Here is a 15,439-nt window from a genome sequence, read left to right as displayed (position 1 = left end):
GTTCGGTCAAATCGCAACCTTACGCCCAACCCGTCTATGTGTTTCGTTCGGCCGTTCGGACCTGATTGGCGTACTGAAGCGGCATAACATGGCGAAGGAGGAGGAAACGTATGGCCCGCGTTACAGGAGACGGTGGCGAAGTGACAGGAGATGCGGCGAAGAGGCCGGGAACGTCACCGTTTCGGCGGTCTCGGCGGCCGGGTACTTGCGCGATCCGTCCCGCCCGTGTGGACTACGGCCAATGCCCCGCGCACGCGCGGGTCTGAAGCATTTTCCGAAACATGATCAGGAGGCAATCCGTGAGCGCGACCGCGGACCACGCGGAGGAACGGACCAACCTTGCCGCAAGGCTGGGGTTCGAACCCGGACAGGTGGTCCAGGAGATCGGCTACGACGACGACGTCGAGCAGGAGCTCCGCGAGTCCATCGAGGCTGTCATCGGCCAGGAGCTCGTCGACGAGGACTATGAGGACGTGGCCGACGCCGTCCTGCTGTGGTTCCGTGACGAGGACGGCGACCTTACGGACGCGCTGGTGGACGCCATCGGTCTGATCGAGGAGGGCGGAGCGGTCTGGCTGCTGACGCCCAAGACCGGCCGTGATGGCTACGTCGAACCGAGCGACATCAACGAGGCCGCCCAGACTGCGGGCCTGTCCCAGACCAAGAGCATCAACGCCGGCAAGGACTGGACCGGCAGCCGGCTCGTCACCCCCAAGGCGGCGAAGTCGAAGCGCTGACCCCGGGCGCCCCAAGGGCGCGAGACGCGGCAGCACCTGCCAAGCAGCCTTGACGGCCCCCGCCGACCTCTCCGTCGGCGGGGGCCTCGCGCATCCGGTCCGATCCGGCCCGCCCGTGACACCACAGGCCTAGGCTGGACGGTGACGGACGGCACAGGGCCGGCCACGTGAAAGGACGTATCCCATGGCGGTCGAGGTCGGCGCTCTCGCCCCGGACTTCGAGCTCAAGGACAACCACGGACGGACCGTGCGGCTGTCCGACTTCCGCGCGGCCGACGGTGCCGGCGGCGGAGCCGAAGGTGCGGACGGCGGCGGGAAGAATGTGGTGCTGCTCTTCTATCCCTTCGCCTTCACCGGAGTCTGCACGGGCGAGCTGTGCGCGCTCCGGGACGAGCTGCCCTCGTTCGTCAATGAGGACACCCAGCTCCTCGCCGTCTCGAACGACTCCATCCACACCCTGCGTGTTTTCGCCGAGCAGGAGGGCCTGGAGTACCCGCTGCTGTCGGACTTCTGGCCGCACGGCGAGGTCTCGCGCGCGTACGGAGTCTTCGACGAGGAGAAGGGCTGCGCCCTGCGCGGGACGTTCATCCTCGACAAGGAGGGCATCGTGCGCTGGAGCGTCCTCAACGGTCTGCCGGACGCCAGGGACCTCGGCGACTACGTCAAGGCGCTCGCCGCGCTCTGAACCGCACGGTGAGCCACCCGGCCCCGCGAAATCGCACAGTGGTGGGGAACCGGTCACTAGGATCCAGTCGTTGATCCGATGCAACGCTTCAGGGGCAGCGCCGCCCCGAGAAACCAAAGGGAGGACTCGTGGGAGTCAGCCTCAGCAAGGGCGGAAACGTCTCGCTGACCAAGGCCGCGCCCAACCTGACCGCGGTCACCGTGGGTCTGGGCTGGGACGTCCGTACGACCACCGGCAGTGACTTCGACCTCGACGCCAGCGCCCTGCTGACCAATGCCGAGGGCAAGGTCGCCGTCGACGGCAATTTCGTCTTCTTCAACAACCTCAAGAGCCCGGACGGCTCCGTCGAGCACACCGGTGACAACCTCACCGGTGAGGGCGAGGGCGACGACGAGGCGATCAAGGTCAATCTGGCCGCGGTCCCCGCCGATGTCGACAAGATCGTCTTCCCCGTCTCGATCTACGAGGCGGAGAGCCGCCAGCAGTCCTTCGGCCAGGTGCGCAACGCGTTCATCCGCGTCGTCAACCAGGCCGACAACAACGAGCTGGCGCGGTACGACCTGAGTGAGGACGCCTCGACGGAGACCGCGATGGTCTTCGGCGAGCTGTACCGCAACGGCGCGGAGTGGAAGTTCCGCGCCATCGGCCAGGGCTACGCCTCGGGGCTGCGCGGTATCGCGCAGGACTTCGGCGTCAACGTCTGAACGGCTCGTCTTTCCGTGTCCGGCGCCGCACACTTCCGTGCGGCGCCGTACGCGTATCGGATTCGCTCCCGGATCCGGTTACGGATCCGATACGCGCATCGGTACGGCGGGAGCGGCATGAACAAGGTTTGAAGGGGCAGGACGTCAGGCGCGTCTTGACCTCGCTGCACGGCACCACATCACCTCGGGGAGGACTCACCATCATGGGCGTCACACTCGCCAAGGGAGGCAATGTCTCCCTCTCCAAGGCCGCACCCAATCTCACCCAGGTGCTGGTCGGGCTCGGCTGGGATGCGCGTTCCACCACCGGAGCGCCCTTCGACCTCGACGCCAGCGCCCTGCTGTGCCAGTCGGGACGGGTGCTCGGCGACGAGTGGTTCATCTTCTACAACAATCTGACGAGCCCGGACGGCTCCGTCGAGCACACCGGTGACAATCTGACGGGTGAGGGCGAAGGCGACGACGAGTCCCTGATTGTCGACCTCTCCAAGGTGCCGGCCAGCTGCGACAAGATCGTCTTTCCGGTCTCGATCCATGAGGCCGACAATCGCGGCCAGACATTCGGCCAGGTCAGCAATGCCTTCATCCGAGTGGCCAATCAGTCCGACGGTCAGGAACTGGCGCGGTACGACCTGAGTGAGGACGCCTCCACGGAAACGGCGATGATCTTCGGCGAGCTCTACCGCTATGGCGGCGAGTGGAAGTTCCGGGCCGTGGGACAGGGGTACGCGTCGGGGCTGCGAGGCATCGCTCTAGACTTCGGGGTCAACGTTTCGTAAAGCAGTACTCTGCGCGGGGGAAAACCCGTTAATCACCAGATGGGGTAGCCAGTGATCCTGAAAACCTTCGGCTGGTCGTTCGCCATCACGGCGGTCGGCCTCGCCTTCGCGGCCTGGCAGTGGGGGTGGGAGGCGTTCGGGATCGTACTGATCCTGTCGATCCTTGAGATCTCTCTGTCGTTCGACAACGCGGTCGTCAACGCCGGTGTCCTGAAGAAGATGAATGCCTTCTGGCAGAAGATCTTCCTCACGGTCGGCATTCTTATCGCGGTGTTCGGCATGCGACTGGTGTTCCCCGTCGTGATCGTGGCCATCAGTGCCAAGGTCGGGCCGATCGACGCCGTACAGCTCGCGCTGGACGATCCCGACCGGTACAAGAACCTGGTCACCGACGCCCATCCGGCCATCGCCGCCTTCGGCGGGATGTTCCTCCTGATGATCTTCCTGGACTTTATTTTCGAGGAGCGGGAGATCGCCTGGCTGAGCTGGCTGGAGCGGCCCCTGGCCAAGCTCGGCAAGGTCGACATGCTGTCGGTCTGCATCGCGCTGATCGTGCTGCTGGTCACGGCGCTGACCTTCGCCACCCATGCCCACACCAGCTCGGGCTACGCGGACAAGTCCTCCACCGTGCTGCTCGCCGGTGTCGCGGGACTGATCACCTATCTCGTCGTCGGCGGTCTCTCGGGCTACTTCGAGAACCGGCTGGAGGAGCAGGAGGAGCACGAACAGGAAGAGGAGGAGAAGGCCAAGGCCGAGGGCAAGAGCGTCTCGGCGGTGGGACTGGCCGGCAAGGCCGCCTTCTTCCTCTTCCTGTATCTGGAAGTGCTGGACGCGTCCTTCTCCTTCGACGGTGTCATCGGCGCCTTCGCCATCACCAACCACATCTTCTGGATGGCGCTGGGCCTCGGTATCGGCGCGATGTACGTCCGGTCCCTCACTGTCTATCTCGTCCGCCAGGGCACCCTGGACGACTATGTGTATCTGGAGCACGGCGCGCACTACGCGATCGGTGCGCTGGCCGTGATCCTGCTGGTCACCATTGAGCACTCGATCAATGAAGTCATCACCGGTCTGATCGGTGTTGTCCTGATTGCGGCCTCTTTCTGGTCATCGGTGCGCAGGAACAGAGCGCTGGAAGCGGCGGGCGGCGACAAGGATCCCGATGACGACAAGGCGACGCTGACTGTCTGAGGTGGCGCCTCGCAGCAGGGCCGTGCGCCGGTGAGCCCTCCGGTGAGCCGGTCCTCCGAGGTGTGACCTGGAGTGGATTTCGGGAACGCTCTGGACGGGGCGGCCGTGAGGCGGAAGCCTGACGGCCGCCCCGTTGTTCCGTGTGCTGGTGGTTCCGTGTGCTGGTGGCGAGTTGATGACAGGGGTGGGCGGGCATGGCCTTCTGGGACTATCTGTGGCAGGGAAGGGCGTCGGATTTTGATTCGGGGAGCGCCGGGTCCAACTCCATCGAGCTGACCAGGCGACGTCCTTCGGTCTCGCTCTCCAAGCAGGGCGCAGCCACGGGCAATCTGCGGGTCAATCTCTCCTGGCGGATGCGCACTTCGGACATCGAGGACCGGTCCCGGCAGAACAGTTCGCTGCTGCGGCACCCGTTCAAGTTCTTCAAGCCCGATGTGGTGCAGGCCCATACCCAGGGCATGGTCAATGTGGACCTCGATCTGGGCTGTATGTACGAGCTGACCGACGGCAGCAAGGGCGTGGTGCAGCCGCTGGGCGGCTTCCTCGGAGATCTCAACGATCCGCCGTTCGTCAAGCTCAGCGGTGACGACCGGTTCGGCTCCGGCTCAGGCGAGACGATCTATGTCAATCTCGATCACTGGGAGGAGATCAAGCGACTGCTGTTCTTCGTCTACATCTACGACCAGACGCCGGCCTTCGACCGTACGCATGCCCATGTGACGCTCTACCCGAGCAGCGGTCCGCGGATAGAGATCGCACTCGACGAGGACGCGCCGGAGGCCCGTTCATGTGCGGTGTTCTCGGTGGACAACGTCAAGGGCGAGCTGATCGCGCGCCGCGAGGTGAAGTTCGTCTACGGCTTCCAGGCGGAGCTGGACCGGCTGTACGGCTGGGGCCTCCAGTGGGGGCGTGGCTACAAGACGAAGACCTGAGCGGGCGGCCCCGGTGTCACTGGCTGATGAACTGCGGTCCCATCGGGGGCAGCCGGAAGTTCGGATCGGGTGCGGGAGCCGCCGCGGCGGCGGGTTGCGGATAGCCGTAGGCCGGCTGCGGCCGGGGCGCCGCCACCGGTTGCGGATAGCCGTAGGTGGGCGGAGCCGCGGGCAGCGCGGGCTGCGGATAGCCGTACGCGGGCGCCATCGGCTGGGTGGGCGGCTGGGCCGGAGGCGGCGGCACCTGTACGGGCGGCTCGGCGGCCACTGTGGCACCGGCATCGGCGGCCTGAGCGGGAGCGGACGACGGCTCGTCGGCGGACTCCTCCGTCTCGTCCACCGAGATGCCGAACGCGGTGGCCAGACCGACCAGACCGGTCGGATATCCCTGGCCCACCGCGCGGAATTTCCAGCCTTCCCCGCGCCGGTACAGCTCACCGCAGATGATCGCGGTCTCCTCGCCGGTCTCCGGCCGTACGTCGAAGACGGCCAGCGGCTCGCCGTCGGCCGAGCCCGCGTCGTAGAGCAGGATCCGCAGATCGCTGACATGCTGGAAACTCGCGCCGTCGGAGGAGGCCGCGAGCACCACCTGGTCGACGGAGGCGTCGAGCGCCGCGAGATCGGCCTCGACGGTATCGGTCAACGCCTCGCCGACCTGCTTCTTGGGCAGCCGCCGGACCAGCCCGGACGGATGCCGGGGCTGGTTGTAGAAGACGAAGTCCTCGTCGGAACGCACCCGGCCGCCGGGCCCGAGCAGCAGGGCGGAGGCATCCACATCAGGGACCCCGGCACCCGGGGACCACCGCAGCACGGCTCGTACGGCCATGGCGTCGAGGGGGACGTTCGAGCCCTTCAGCATCGCGTGCGTCATGTCAGTCATCCTGCCTTCCCGTCACCCGTGCGGACAACGCGGGGGCGGCCCGATCCATCCACTACACCAAGGACATGGGCGCGAAGCGGACGAGTTACCTGGATTTCATGAACCGTGGGAACTCTTGACACCCGTCCGTACGTACTATTACCGGCCACATGCCCAACCGGCCACATCGGCAGTACGGGGGATTCACATGCGTCATTTCGGGCATATCCCGCCCGCTGCCCGGGAGGGACTGTTCCATCAGGAGCCGTGCGAGTTCACCGCGGGCTCTCCGGCCCGTCTCCTGGCGGCTGCTCTCGGGGCCACGCTCTACTGCCCGGCCACCCGGCCGCGGCTCGCCGACGACGTGGTGAAGCAGACCGGGCGCGGAGTCGTCTCCATGGTGCTCTGCCTGGAGGATTCCATCCATGACGCCGAGGTCGAGTCGGCCGAGGCCAATCTGGTCCGGCAGTTCGCCGATCTTGAGGAGCGTGGCGCGGCCACACCGCTGCTCTTCATCCGCGTCCGTGAGCCGGGACAGATTCCGGACCTGGCCCGGCGGATGGGCTCCTCGATCCGGCTGCTGTCCGGATTTGTACTGCCGAAGTTCACCGAGGAGCGCGGTACGCCCTTTCTGGAGGCGCTCGCGGAGGCGGAGAGTGCCACCGGCCATCAGCTCTACGCGATGCCGGTGCTGGAATCGCCCGAGCTGCTGCATCTGGAGACCAGGACGGAGACGCTCACCGGGATCGCCAATGTCGTCGACAAGTACCGCGACCGCGTGCTCGCGCTGCGACTCGGCGTCACCGACTTCTGCTCCGCGTACGGGCTGCGCAGATCGCCCGATATGACCGCGTACGACGTACGCATCGTGGCGGGTGTCATCGCGGATGTGGTCAATGTGCTGGGCCGCGCGGACGGCTCGGGCTTCACGATCACCGGTCCGGTATGGGAGTACTTCCGCTTGCAGGAACGTATGTTCAAGCCCCAGCTGCGACGCAGCCCGTTCCTCGAAGGCCGCGCGGAGGAGCTGCGTACGGCCCTGATCGAGCACGATCTCGACGGGCTGCTGCGTGAGATCGAGCTCGACCGGGCCAACGGGCTGCTGGGCAAGACCTGTATCCATCCCTCCCATGTGCCGCCCGTCCACGCGCTGTCGGTGGTCAGCCATGAGGAGTTCAGCGACGCCCAGGACATCCTGCGGCCGGAGCGCGACGGAGGCGGAGTGCTGCGCTCGGCGTACACGAACAAGATGAACGAGGTGAAGCCCCACCGCGCCTGGGCCGAGCGGACGATTCAGCGGGCCGAGGTCTTCGGTGTCGCGCGCGAGGACGTCGGGTTCGTGGAGCTGCTCACCGCCGGTCTCGGCGAGTGAGCGGCGCGGAACGGTCTGTGGCGAGCTCTGCGGAGGCCTCCGCAGAGCCGGCTGGGACGTCTGGATGGAAGGAAGAGAACGCCGAGATGGTCTGGTCGGGCACCTGGGTCGCCGAGCGGCTCGGAGTGCGGCTCGCGGGCGGCGAGGGACTACGGGATCTGCTGGGACTGGCCCTGCGCCGTAATCCCAAGCGGGCCCATCTCCTTGTCTCGAATGTGCTGGGCAAACATGTACCGCAACGACCCGAGGTCGTATACGGAACCGGAGTCCAACTGGGCGCGCGGGTACGGGAACTGCTCGGCGCGGACGTGGCGCGCGCCGTCGTCCTCGGCTACGCGGAGACCGCGACCGGACTCGGCCACGCGGTCGCGGACGGCGTGCGGCACGCGCCGTATCTGCACTCCACGCGACGGCCGGTGCCGGGCGTGGAGCGGGCGGGCGGTTTCGAGGAGTCGCACTCGCACGCCACCTCGCATCTGCTGCTGCCGGAGGATCCCGCGCTGCTCGCCTCGGACGGCCCGCTGGTCCTCGTGGATGACGAGTTCTCCACCGGGAACACCGTCCTCAACACCATCCTCGCGCTCCATGAGCGCTATCCGCGCGGCTGGTATGTGATCGTCGCCCTGGTCGACATGCGCTCGGCGGCCGATCAGGGCCGGCTGGCGGACTTCGCCGAACGGATCGGCGCGCGCGTGGATCTGATCACGCTCGCCTCCGGGACGGTCCATCTGCCGGACGGCGTGCTGGAGAAGGGCCGTGCGCTGGTCGCGGAGCACGAGAGCGCGGTACGGGAGGCGGAGGCCGGCGCTGGGGCTTCGTACGGTTCGTACGACGCGGGCGCGGGCGGAGGCACGGGCGCCGGGACGGTTCTGCGGGTGGAGCTGGACTGGCCGGCCGGAGTCCCGGACGGCGGCCGTCATGGCTTCACTCCGGCCCACCGGGCCCGGCTGGAGTCCGCGCTGCCCGCCCTGGCCACCACCCTGGCCGATCGGCTCGCCGGCGCCGAGCGCGTCCTCGTCCTCGGTTTCGAGGAGCTGATGTACGCGCCACTGCGGCTGGCCGAGGCGCTGGAGCGTATCTCCGACGTGGAGGTGCGGTACTCCACCACCACCCGGTCCCCGGTGCTGGCCGTGGACGATCCCGGATACGCCATACGCAGCCGACTTGTCTTCCCTGCCCATGACACCGCCGCGTTCCCGGACGGCGACGGCACCGGCGACCGGTATGCCTACAACGTCGCGGGCGGCGGCTTCGACGCGGTGGTCGCGGTGGTCGACTCCCTCGCGGACTCACCGGAGTTGCACGGCCCGGACGGTCTGCTGGCCCAACTCGCCACGCACATACCACGCGTGGTCCTGGCGGTTGTGCCCGCGTATCTCCCGGGCTCCTCGTACGGCTCCTCTTCCCACGCCGGCACTTCTTCGCACGCCAACTCTTCCTCGCACGACGCCGAACGGCAGGAACCTCCCATGCTGCCCGAACCCCTTCGCGGGCCCGCCTTCTCCTCCTACGCGCCCGACGACGTCGGCTGGCTCCTCCAGGACCTCTCCGACGTGGAGCTGGAGGCCCCGACGGAGGAGCGCGAGGAGGCGATCCAGAGCGGTGGCGCGCACTACGCCGAATCGCTCCCGGTCGAGTACCAGCCGAGCGCTGAGTACCAGGAGCTCTTCCTCTCCGCCCTGGAGACCTCGGCGGCCCGGATCGCGCACGCCGTCGGCACCGTCACCGAGACCGTGCTCGCCGAGCGCGCGTCCCGGCCCGTCCTGGTCTCCCTGGCCCGCGCCGGCACGCCCGTAGGCGTACTGATGCGCCGCTGGGCCCAGCGGCGGCACGGTCTGGATCTGCCGCACTACGCCGTCTCCATCGTGCGCGGCCGGGGCATCGACACCAACGCCCTGCGCTGGCTCGCCGCCCACCACGATCCCTCCGATGTCGTGTTCGTCGACGGCTGGACCGGCAAGGGCGCGATCACCCGCGAACTGGCCGACGCGCTGGCCGAGTTCGAGGACGCCAACCCTGGGACCAGCGGCTTCAACCCGGAGATCGCCGTCCTCGCCGATCCGGGCGGCTGCGTACGGACCTATGGCACGCGCGAGGACTTCCTCATTCCCTCCGCCTGCCTCAACTCGACGGTCTCCGGGCTGATTTCCCGTACTGTCCTGCGGTCCGACCTGGTCGGCCCGGACGACTTCCACGGTGCCAAGCACTACGGCGAACTGGCCGGTGCCGATGTCTCGATCCACTTCCTGGACACCGTCGCGGCCCACTTCGAGGAGGTGGTGGACGCTGTGGACGCGGAGGTCAAGGAGCTGCTCGCGGCGGACCGCGCCCCGACCTGGGAGGGCTGGGCGGCGGTCGAGCGGATCAGCGAGGAGTACGGCATCCACGATGTGAACCTCGTCAAGCCGGGCGTCGGCGAGACGACGCGTGTTCTGCTGCGCCGGGTGCCCTGGAAGATCCTCGCCCAGCGCGGCGCGGGCGCGGACCTCGACCATGTCCGGCTGCTGGCGCGGCAGCGAGGCGTGCCGGTGGAGGAGGTCGACGGTCTGCCGTACACATGCGTCGGGCTGATCCACCCGAAGTACACCCGTGGCGCGACCGGAGCGGACGGCAAGGCGGTGACCGCGCCGTGACCGCGAACACCGAGCGCCCGGTCCCGGTCCTGGTCGCGAGCGATCTGGACCGTACGCTCATCTACTCGGCCGCCGCGCTCCAGCTCCCGATGCCGGACGCCGAGGCACCTCGGCTGCTCTGTGTCGAGGTGTACGGGAGCAAGCCGTTGTCGTTTCTGACCGAGACGGCGGCCGGGCTGCTCGAAGGGCTTGCCCGTACGACCGTTTTCGTACCGACCACCACCCGCACCCGGGAGCAGTACGGCCGTGTCCATCTGCCGGGCCCCGCGCCGAGGTTCGCGATCTGCGCCAACGGCGGCCACCTGCTGGTCGACGGTGTGTCGGATCCGGCCTGGCAGGCGCGGGTGGCCGACCGGCTCGCCGACGAGTGCGCGCCGCTCGCCGAGGTCCGTGCCCATCTGCTCGCCGCCGCCGATCCGGCGTGGCTCCTCAAGGAGCGGATCGCGGAGGACCTCTTCGCCTATCTGGTGGTCGACCGCACTCTGCTGCCCGAGGGCTGGGTGAAGGAGCTCTCCGGGTGGGCGGAGGGCCGTGGCTGGACGGTCTCTCTCCAGGGCCGCAAGATCTACGCCGTACCGCAGCCGCTCACCAAGAGCGCGGCGATGCGCGAGGTCGCCCGCAGGACAGGAGCCGAACTCACTCTCGCCGCCGGAGACTCGCTGCTCGACGCCGACCTGCTGCTGGCCGCCGACCGCGCCTGGCGCCCGGGCCATGGCGAACTCGCCGACACGGGCTGGAGCGCGCCGCATGTCGACGTCCTGGAGGAGACGGGCGTCGCGGCGGGCGAGGAGATCCTGCGACGCCTCACCTTGGCCGCCACCGCCACCGCCACCGCCACCGCCCAGGGCACGGTCTGACCGTCCCAGGGCACGGTTTGACCTGACCGTCGTCGCGCCGTGCGCGTACGGTCAGGTCCGGACGGTCCGGTCAGCCGCAGCAGCCACCGCCGCAGCATCCTCCGCCGCCACCGCCGGTCGCGGCGGCCGGGCCCGGGGAGCCGGCCTTGGCCGTGCCGCCGACCGCGACGGTGGAGAGGAGCTTCACGGTGTCGTCGTGGCCCGCAGGGCATGACGCCGGGGCCGCGGACTCGGACATCGGGCGGCTGAGCTCGAAGGTGTCACCACAGGAGCGGCAGCGGTACTCATAGCGAGGCATGGCATCAGGCTATCCGGCGGAGGCGGCGCGCGGGCGGCGGCTCAGGAGTTGGCTCAGGAGTTAGGGTCGCTGTCCATCCGGCTCTCCTCGTGCGGCTGTTGCGGCTGTTCCTGTCCGTGCCGCTCCTGCTCGTACTGATAGCTGTGATCGTGCAGATGGCCATAGCCATGGCCATGGGCCTGTACATGTTCGATCTTGGCGCGGAGGCGCTGCTCGTGCTCCGCCTGTTCGGGATGGCGGGCACGCCAGTACGGATTGTCGTGCGGCAGACCGCCGCTGACTCTTCCGTACATGCCGAACAACATCAGCAGCAGTCCCACCACAAAGCTGAACAGCACATTGGGCAAATGAAAGGCGAGGAAGTTGTAACTGGTGTCCAGCAGTGCGAGATTGACGAATCCGCTGGCGATGAAGAGAACGCCGAGGACCATATTCAGCGTCGAGGCGAGATTCCCGCCGATCGTCATGCCGGCCAGGAGCAGCAGCCCGACACAGATGGACAGCACGCCCAGCGCGCCATTGGTGTTCAGACCCGCGACACCGGCGCCGCCGGTGTCGAAGAAGCCGACCTTGTTGAGCAGTCCGAGAATGCCGAAGACGATCAGGATCAGACCCATGACTCCGGCGCCGATCCGGTAGACCTGGTTCAGCCGGTGGTCGACAGGGAGCTGCTCATCGAGTCTGACATGCCGCCGATGAGGGCGGCGGAGCGCTTGGGTGGCCATCGCGGCCTCCTTTGGCGTACGGCGTAGTACTGGCGTACGGCGTAGTACCCAGCATCCGCCCAGCCAGGGCCGAGGACAAATCAGCCGCCGTGGCCGGGCGCCGCCGCGCCGCGCTCCTCGCGGATGTCCGAGACCACCCGGGCCACGGTGTTCCTTACGGCCTCGGTCTCGGTCAGAAAGTGCCAGTAGTCGGGATGGCGGCCCTCCAGCGCGGCCACCGCGCGCTCCAGCCTGGCCACCGAGTCGTCCAGCGGGCGGGCGTGGCGCGGCTCGGGCGTATGGCGTCCGGTCATGGCCAGACGCTGGGCGTCGCGGATCGCGAACCGCGTACGGTCGATCTCCTGCTGCGGATCCTTCGACACGGCGTTCAGCCGCCGCAGCCGGTCACCGGCGGCGGAGACCGCCTCGTCCGTGCCGTTCAGCAGGGCCCGCGCCGTACTGAGCAGTGAGGTCGCGTCCGCCCAGCGCTGCTCCTCGCGCGCCTTGCCCGCCTCCTTCAGCTTCTCCTCGGCCTGGCGGACGCTGGTCGCGGCATGGTCGGGCACCTGCTGGAGGTCCTGCCAGCACGCGGCGGTGAAACGGCGGCGCAGCTCGCTGAGGACGGGCTCCACGGAGCCCGCGCGGGTGGTCAGGGCCTGGGCGCGCGTACGCAGCGAGACCAGCCGGCGGTCTATCTCCTGGGCGCGCTCGGGCAGCCGCTCCGCCTCGGTCCGTACGGCCTCGGCGTCGCGCAGCACGCGGTCGGCGCGCTGGAGCGTGTCGGCCACGCCGTGCTGTCCCGCGCCCTGGTTGAGCTTGGTCAGCTCGGGGCCGAGCGCGGCGAGCCGGGCGGCGAGATCGTCCGCGCGCAGTCCGGAGGCACGTACGGCATCGAGCGCGTTGCTCGCGGAGAGAAGCGCCTGCCGCGCCCGCTCCACGGCGGGCGCCAGCCGGGCGAGCTGCGTCTCGGCCTTGTCGAGCAGCGGTCCGAGCCCTTGTTCGAACCGGTCCAGCTCGCCCTTGACCCGGTCCAGATCCGCCTTGGCCTTGGCCAGCTCGCCACGGGCCTTGGACGCGACGGAGGGCTCCAGATCGTCCCGGTCGAGGTCGTGCGCGTCGACGGCGGTGATATAGGTGTGGCTCACCTCGTCGATACGCTGCCCCAGCGCCGCGAAGTCGGCGACGGCCTTGCGGGCTCCCGGCGAACTGTCCACCGCCGTGATCGTCTCTATCGAGATCCGCAGATCGCGCTGGGCGGTGTCCAGCTCGTAGAAAGAGGCCGCGGCGGCGTCCTTCGCGGCCTGGGCGTCGGCGCGCTGGCTCTCGCCGCGACCGCCGAACCAGCGCCGCGTACCGCCGCCGGCGAAGGTGGCCGGCAGCGCGGCGGCGATCAACGGCACCGGCAGCAGCATCAGCGTGAGGACATCACGGACGGCACTCGCCTTAGCTTGGGCTCTTGCGTGCGGCTGTGCGTGTGTCGCCGTCACATCCCTCTCCCGTGCCGAGTTCGCCCTGCCTGGTCCATTCTCCCACCAGGTAAGGACGAACACACGGGCCGGTTAGTTCGCGCTCGGTGTCCGCGTTTCGCGGTCCGTCGGGTCCGCGGCCGGCGTTTCAGCCCGTACTGCGCACCGTGACCTTCCCGTTGTCGCTGCGGGCGTTCACCACATGGGCGCTGCTCCTGTCGGTCGGTACGTCCACGTCGACATCGCCGTTGTCGCTCGTCGCCGTCACCGCGTACGACGTCTTCGAGGCCGGCAGATCGATCACGATCCGGCCGTTGTCGCTGACGGTGTCGACCGTATCGGGTACGGCGCTCAGCCCGAGGTGTACGGATCCGTTGCTGGACTTCGCGGCGACGGTCCTGGCGGAGAGGCCCGCTGCCGTGATCTTTCCGTTGTCGCTCTCCAGATCGACCGGCCCGCTGGAGTCCCGGACGGTCACCGATCCGTTGTCCGACCTCAGCTTCAGCCCGGTGTCGAAGCCGGTGGCGACTATTTCGCCGTTGTCGCCGTGCACCGTCACGGCCACTCCGCGCGGCACCTTCACCTCGTGCAGCGCCTCGCAATCGCTGGCGATCGCCCGGCACCTCACCTTGAGCGAGAGCGTGTCGTCGGTCATCTTCCAGCTCGCGTCGGGCCCGCTTCCGGCGAACACCCAGCCGTCGACCCGACGGGTCACCTCGACGCTCTTCACATCGGCGGGCACCAGATCGACCACCGAGTTCCCGGCCTCGATCGTCAGCGTCTTCCCGTCCAGCGCGAACGACTTCTTCTCGGCGGGCACGTCCGAGGCGTCCGCACTGCCGCATCCGCTGACGGCGAGCGCGACGAGAAGGGCCCCGCCCGGGGCGAGAAGCGTACGGGTGCGGATACGGCGTGCGGCCACGGTGATCGTCCCCCAGATAGTGCGCGTGCAGCGCGCGTGCACTGCACGTGCACCGCGCGTCTTGGCTGTGTTCCCACCGTAGGGACGCGCGGCGCCCGGGCCGATCCGGCCGCCCACCGTTTCGGTGGTGGGGATACCCCCCGTACCCGTACCACCCCTTGCCCGTTTGCGGCCGGGCCCCCTGTGCCATGTACGCTGTTCCCTCATCCACGGGTGCGTAGCTCAGGGGTAGAGCGCTGCTCTTACAAAGCAGATGTCGGCGGTTCGAAACCGTCCGCGCCCACCGTGCTTGACCAGTGACGGAGCTCCGTACCGACAACCTTGGTACGGAGCCATATGCCTGATTCCTTTCCCTCGCACACGGGCAGCAGACGCATTCCGTGGCGCGGTCTGCCGCGCTCGGTGTCGGCCGGGATCGAGGACGTGCTCCAGGGCACGGTGACTGCGGCCAGCAGCCAGCAGGGCGGTTTCTCCGACGGTCTCGCGGTGCGGCTGGAGCTGTCCGACGGCCGCAGGGCCTTCGTCAAGGCCGTCGACGCGGTGGCCGCTCCGGCGGTCGGCGCGTTCCATCGCCGCGAGATCGGAGTGACGGGCGGACTGCCCTCCGGCGTGCCCGTACCGCGGCTGCTCGGGTCCTTCGACGACGGTGAGTGGGTGGCACTGGTCTTCGAGGACATCGACGGCGCGCTGCCCGCGCAGCCGTGGCGCGAGGACGAACTGGAGCGGGTGCTCGACGCCGTCACCGGCCTGGCGGAACGGCTCACGCCGGCGCCACCGCTCGAACCGGCGCTCGCCGCGCCACGGCTGGGCGGCTGGGCACGGCTGGCGGACGATCCCAAGGCCTTGGCGAGGCTGACCACGGTCGCACCGGGTGCCACCGAGGAACTGGATCTGCATCTGTCGCTGGAGACGCGTCTCGCCGAGGCGACCGCCGGAGAGACGCTGACCCATGGCGACCTGTATCCGTTCAACGTTCTGCTCACGCCGGACCGTGTCGTCGTCGTGGACTGGCCGCACGCCTGGATCGGGCCGGCCCACGCCGACCTGGTGATGCTCCTCAGCAGCGTCGCGCTCAGCGGAATCGACCCGGAGCCCTTCGCCGTACGGCATCCGCTGCTGACCGGTGTCGAGCCCGAGGCGGTCGACGTACTCATCTCGGCGCAGGCGGGATTCCTTCTGGCCATCGCCTGCTCGGTGGATTCCACCGCGGATCCGAGGCTGGTGCGCATGATGACGGAGCTGGGCCGGGCGTCTCTGCGCTGGCTGTCCACGCGCAGGCGGAGCAAGGGCTAGGAACAAG

15 protein-coding genes and 1 tRNA gene are annotated in these 15,439 nt (G+C 68.6%); 11 read left to right on the top strand and 5 right to left on the bottom strand.

All coding sequences use genetic code 11. The features are described from left to right. Positions 1-299 precede the first annotated feature (299 nt). The 6 genes from ACFV6H_RS11745 to ACFV6H_RS11720 all read left to right on the top strand — a co-directional run bounded on the left by ACFV6H_RS11745 (position 300) and on the right by ACFV6H_RS11720 (position 5,028). A complete protein-coding gene (locus ACFV6H_RS11745) occupies positions 300-737 on the top strand; it encodes a DUF3052 domain-containing protein (protein WP_066944466.1) in 438 nt (145 codons plus the stop codon). A 184-nt stretch (positions 738-921) separates the two neighbouring features. Further along, positions 922-1,422, top strand: coding sequence for a peroxiredoxin (locus ACFV6H_RS11740; RefSeq protein ID WP_385540801.1), 501 nt, complete (start codon positions 922-924; stop codon positions 1,420-1,422). 128 nt (positions 1,423-1,550) lie between these two features. Then, a complete protein-coding gene (locus ACFV6H_RS11735; protein ID WP_066944470.1) occupies positions 1,551-2,126 on the top strand; it encodes a TerD family protein in 576 nt (191 codons plus the stop codon). 203 nt (positions 2,127-2,329) lie between these two features. Further along, on the top strand, positions 2,330-2,905 hold the full coding sequence (locus ACFV6H_RS11730) for a TerD family protein (RefSeq protein WP_385540799.1): 576 nt from the start codon (positions 2,330-2,332) through the stop codon (positions 2,903-2,905). 51 nt (positions 2,906-2,956) lie between these two features. After that, positions 2,957-4,096 (top strand): DUF475 domain-containing protein, encoded by a 1,140-nt coding sequence (locus ACFV6H_RS11725; protein ID WP_093594040.1) that lies wholly within the window; start codon positions 2,957-2,959, stop codon positions 4,094-4,096. A gap of 194 nt (positions 4,097-4,290) precedes the next feature. Beyond that, on the top strand, positions 4,291-5,028 hold the full coding sequence (locus ACFV6H_RS11720; protein WP_385540797.1) for a Tellurium resistance: 738 nt from the start codon (positions 4,291-4,293) through the stop codon (positions 5,026-5,028). A gap of 16 nt (positions 5,029-5,044) precedes the next feature. Here the strand turns inward: ACFV6H_RS11720 and ACFV6H_RS11715 are convergent, their stop codons facing one another. Beyond that, complete coding sequence (locus ACFV6H_RS11715; protein WP_385540795.1) at positions 5,045-5,908, bottom strand: TerD family protein; 864 nt, start codon at positions 5,906-5,908, stop codon at positions 5,045-5,047. A 187-nt stretch (positions 5,909-6,095) separates the two neighbouring features. Here ACFV6H_RS11715 and ACFV6H_RS11710 point away from each other — a divergent pair, with 187 nt between their 5' ends. The 3 genes from ACFV6H_RS11710 (at position 6,096) to ACFV6H_RS11700 (ending at position 10,749) form a co-directional block, all read left to right on the top strand. After that, positions 6,096-7,259 (top strand): HpcH/HpaI aldolase/citrate lyase family protein, encoded by a 1,164-nt coding sequence (locus tag ACFV6H_RS11710; RefSeq protein WP_384781528.1) that lies wholly within the window; start codon positions 6,096-6,098, stop codon positions 7,257-7,259. Between the two features lie 86 nt (positions 7,260-7,345). Then, entirely contained in the window at positions 7,346-9,892 is a 2,547-nt protein-coding gene (locus ACFV6H_RS11705) for a phosphoribosyltransferase (RefSeq protein WP_385540793.1), read from the top strand. Further along, the gene (locus ACFV6H_RS11700) at positions 9,889-10,749 is read left to right on the top strand and encodes an HAD family hydrolase (RefSeq protein ID WP_385540791.1); all 861 of its coding nucleotides are present in this window, start codon (positions 9,889-9,891) and stop codon (positions 10,747-10,749) included. The genes ACFV6H_RS11705 and ACFV6H_RS11700 overlap by 4 nt, the downstream gene beginning before the upstream one ends. A 70-nt stretch (positions 10,750-10,819) precedes the next feature. Here the strand turns inward: ACFV6H_RS11700 and ACFV6H_RS11695 are convergent, their stop codons facing one another. The 4 genes from ACFV6H_RS11695 to ACFV6H_RS11680 form a co-directional block, all read right to left on the bottom strand. Continuing rightward, positions 10,820-11,047, bottom strand: a complete 228-nt coding sequence (locus ACFV6H_RS11695) for a zinc ribbon domain-containing protein (RefSeq protein ID WP_384781532.1) — start codon at positions 11,045-11,047, stop codon at positions 10,820-10,822. A gap of 53 nt (positions 11,048-11,100) precedes the next feature. Further along, positions 11,101-11,772 carry a DUF4383 domain-containing protein gene (locus ACFV6H_RS11690; protein ID WP_385540789.1) on the bottom strand — a complete coding sequence of 224 codons (672 nt, stop codon included), beginning with the start codon at positions 11,770-11,772 and terminating at the stop codon, positions 11,101-11,103. An 80-nt stretch (positions 11,773-11,852) separates the two neighbouring features. Beyond that, positions 11,853-13,238 (bottom strand): hypothetical protein, encoded by a 1,386-nt coding sequence (locus tag ACFV6H_RS11685; protein WP_385540787.1) that lies wholly within the window; start codon positions 13,236-13,238, stop codon positions 11,853-11,855. A gap of 127 nt (positions 13,239-13,365) precedes the next feature. Then, positions 13,366-14,139 (bottom strand): DUF4097 family beta strand repeat-containing protein, encoded by a 774-nt coding sequence (locus tag ACFV6H_RS11680; protein WP_385540785.1) that lies wholly within the window; start codon positions 14,137-14,139, stop codon positions 13,366-13,368. Positions 14,140-14,350: 211 nt separating this feature from the next. On the opposite strand from ACFV6H_RS11680, the gene ACFV6H_RS11675 reads away from it, so the two are divergent. Together ACFV6H_RS11675 and ACFV6H_RS11670 are read left to right on the top strand one after the other, a co-directional pair. Further along, positions 14,351-14,422: transfer RNA gene (locus tag ACFV6H_RS11675), tRNA-Val, on the top strand. A gap of 53 nt (positions 14,423-14,475) precedes the next feature. Next, on the top strand, positions 14,476-15,432 hold the full coding sequence (locus tag ACFV6H_RS11670) for a phosphotransferase family protein (RefSeq protein ID WP_385540783.1): 957 nt from the start codon (positions 14,476-14,478) through the stop codon (positions 15,430-15,432). Positions 15,433-15,439: the final 7 nt, after the last annotated feature.

This window comes from Streptomyces sp. NPDC059743, assembly GCF_042732975.1.
In the GTDB taxonomy this organism is placed as follows: Bacteria; Actinomycetota; Actinomycetes; order Streptomycetales; family Streptomycetaceae; genus Streptomyces.
Note: the sequence above shows the minus strand (reverse complement) of the source record. Positions and strands in the feature narration are given on the sequence as shown.

Bases quoted from the DNA above. Each gene is read 5' to 3' on its own strand.
- ACFV6H_RS11740 (WP_385540801.1), top strand. From the start codon at position 922: ATGGCGGTCGAGGTCGGCGCTCTCGCCCCGGACTTCGAGCTCAAGGAC.
- ACFV6H_RS11730 (WP_385540799.1), top strand. From the start codon at position 2,330: ATGGGCGTCACACTCGCCAAGGGAGGCAATGTCTCCCTCTCCAAGGCC.
- ACFV6H_RS11720 (WP_385540797.1), top strand. From the start codon at position 4,291: ATGGCCTTCTGGGACTATCTGTGGCAGGGAAGGGCGTCGGATTTTGAT.
- ACFV6H_RS11715 (WP_385540795.1), bottom strand. From the start codon at position 5,908: ATGACTGACATGACGCACGCGATGCTGAAGGGCTCGAACGTCCCCCTC.
- ACFV6H_RS11710 (WP_384781528.1), top strand. From the start codon at position 6,096: ATGCGTCATTTCGGGCATATCCCGCCCGCTGCCCGGGAGGGACTGTTC.
- ACFV6H_RS11705 (WP_385540793.1), top strand. From the start codon at position 7,346: ATGGTCTGGTCGGGCACCTGGGTCGCCGAGCGGCTCGGAGTGCGGCTC.
- ACFV6H_RS11695 (WP_384781532.1), bottom strand. From the start codon at position 11,047: ATGCCTCGCTATGAGTACCGCTGCCGCTCCTGTGGTGACACCTTCGAG.
- ACFV6H_RS11690 (WP_385540789.1), bottom strand. From the start codon at position 11,772: ATGGCCACCCAAGCGCTCCGCCGCCCTCATCGGCGGCATGTCAGACTC.
- ACFV6H_RS11670 (WP_385540783.1), top strand. From the start codon at position 14,476: ATGCCTGATTCCTTTCCCTCGCACACGGGCAGCAGACGCATTCCGTGG.